Here is a 2,137-nt window from a genome sequence, read left to right as displayed (position 1 = left end):
GGGTTCGTGGTTCGTGGTTCGACAAGCTCACCATGAGGGAGAGGGATGGTGCAAGGGAGCTAGGTTCTGCACTCATTCTGATCTGGAATGCTGGTGATTAGCATTGCAGCCCACCCAGCTCCCTCATGGTGAGCTTGTCGAACCACGAACCACGCACATTGCAACACATCCACTTATTTCTTGGGTTTCACCTTCTCGGGCAGACCTTTGCGATCGGTCTCAGCAAATTCCTCGAGCTGTTTTTCATTCATCGATTCATACATGCTTTTCGATGCGCCCTTGAGTTCGCTTTTCTTCGTCTCACCGCGCTTGGCCGATAAAGCCGCGCCCGCAGCTTTCTGCTGGGCCTGAGATTTTGCAGGCATTGTCTTTCTCCCTGTCAATTTCCTACGGGATAAAAACGCAGCGGATGCGCGAGGGTTCCCTGCAGCACCATGGTTCGTTGTTTGACAAGCTCATCATGAGGGAGATCGAAGCGTTGCAGGGAGCTAAGTTCTGCAATGCTGGTGATTGGCTTTTGAAGCTCTCACCTCCGTCATCCTCGGTCCTCGGGTCAAGCCCGAGGATGACACGAGGACCGAGGATGACGGAGGTCGATGCTTCAGGATGACGGAGTGAGGGGTGCGGCCTTTAACCTTCCTGTGCCTCATCAAACACCTTGCGGGCGTGACGCAAATGATCGCGGTTTTTCACTGCCCAATCCCCGAGCGCCCCAACAGGAACGGCAATCGAATGGCCAATCGACGTCAGCGCATAGGTAACTTCAGGTGGCGACGATGGTTTGACCGTGCGCAATACCAGGCCATCACGCTCCAGCGAACGAAGCGTTACCGTCAGCATCCTTTGCGAAATCCCCTCGACCATCCGGCGCAGTACATTGAACCGGCGCGGCCCGCCCTGAAGATTGATGATCACCAGCAGGCTCCAGCTGTCGCCGACAATATCCAGCACCTCGCGCATCGGGCAGGCACCGGCGTCGCCATCAGCCACCATAGCTGCCGATGTTGACAGCAGCGGCACATCGCCATCGGGCTTTGAATGAATGCTCATCTCACGGTCCTCATCATTTTCAGGGGTGGTTACTTCCATGTTCCCTGAAACGGAAAAAGTGCGTTCTTCACAGGACGCGGCTTCTAGCATAGATGGTTATTAATAGTAACCAGAAAACAATCCGTACCCGAGCATATAGGAGATCAACATGAAAATCGCACTCATCGGCGCCACAGGCTTCGTGGGCAAAGAACTTTTGAAGGAAGCCGTGTCGCGCGGCCATAGCGTGACTGCGCTGGTTCGCAATGTCGACAAGGTGGAAAAACTCGATGGCGTGAAGGCAGTCAAGGTCGACGTGCTTGACGTTGCTGACCTTGCCGCAAAGCTTGGTGGCAGCGACATTGTTCTCTCCGCCTATAATCCGGGCTGGGGCGTGGATGACATTCAGGCCATTCACGTCAAGGCCAGCAAGGCCATCACCGAGGCCACCAAAAAGGCTGGAATCAAGCGCCTGATCGTTGTGGGCGGCGCTGGCAGCCTGTTCAATGCAGAAGGCAAGCAATTTGTCGATGGTCCTGATTTTCCTGCGGAATGGAAGGAAGGCGCGCTCGGTGCTCGTCAGGCCCTCAACGACCTGAAGACCGAGAACGGCCTCGACTGGAGTTTTGTTTCACCGCCTTTCGCTCTCGTGCCCGGCCCACGCACCGGCACCTACCGGCTTGGCAAGGACAACCCGGTGTTTAACGCCGAGGGCCACAGCACCATCAGCGCATCTGATCTTGCCGTCGCCATTGTCGATGAGGCCGAGGCAGCCAAGCACGTCAAACAGCGCTTCACTGTCGGCTACTGATATCTTCTTGTCGCGATCACCGGTCCTCGGGTTAAACCCGAGGACGACGGAGGGGATGCAACGCTAATCGCTGACGTTGCAGAATTTGACTCCCTACAACCAACCCATGGTGAGCTTCCTGAGCTTGTCGAAGGGCGAACCACGCACAAGGCATCGGCGGTGCTCACCCCCCTCTGTCCTGTCGGACATCTCCCCCACAAGGGGGGAGATCAGCCTTCAATGCTATCTTGCACAATTTGCAACGTTTCCGGTTGTGCGAAGGCGTAAATGTCAATGTGATCTCCCCCCTTGTGGGGG

3 protein-coding genes are annotated in these 2,137 nt (G+C 56.0%); 1 reads left to right on the top strand and 2 read right to left on the bottom strand.

The window, feature by feature from the left end:
- Nucleotides 1–173: 173 nt before the first annotated feature.
- Both AB4Y96_RS26355 and AB4Y96_RS26350 read right to left on the bottom strand, forming a co-directional pair.
- The gene (locus tag AB4Y96_RS26355) at nt 174–365 is read right to left on the bottom strand and encodes a DUF3008 family protein (RefSeq protein WP_441920977.1); all 192 of its coding nucleotides are present in this window, start codon (nt 363–365) and stop codon (nt 174–176) included.
- A 265-nt stretch (nt 366–630) separates the two neighbouring features.
- A complete protein-coding gene (locus AB4Y96_RS26350; RefSeq protein ID WP_441920975.1) occupies nt 631–1,050 on the bottom strand; it encodes a winged helix-turn-helix transcriptional regulator in 420 nt (139 codons plus the stop codon).
- Nucleotides 1,051–1,198: 148 nt separating this feature from the next.
- On the opposite strand from AB4Y96_RS26350, the gene AB4Y96_RS26345 reads away from it, so the two are divergent.
- On the top strand, nt 1,199–1,840 hold the full coding sequence (locus tag AB4Y96_RS26345; RefSeq protein ID WP_441920974.1) for an NAD(P)-dependent oxidoreductase: 642 nt from the start codon (nt 1,199–1,201) through the stop codon (nt 1,838–1,840).
- The last annotated feature ends 297 nt before the right edge of the window (nt 1,841–2,137 follow it).

The sequence above is a fragment of the Phyllobacterium sp. TAF24 genome, assembly GCF_052113785.1.
GTDB lineage: Bacteria > Pseudomonadota > Alphaproteobacteria > Rhizobiales > Rhizobiaceae > Phyllobacterium.
This window is presented reverse-complemented; position numbering and strand designations above follow the sequence as displayed.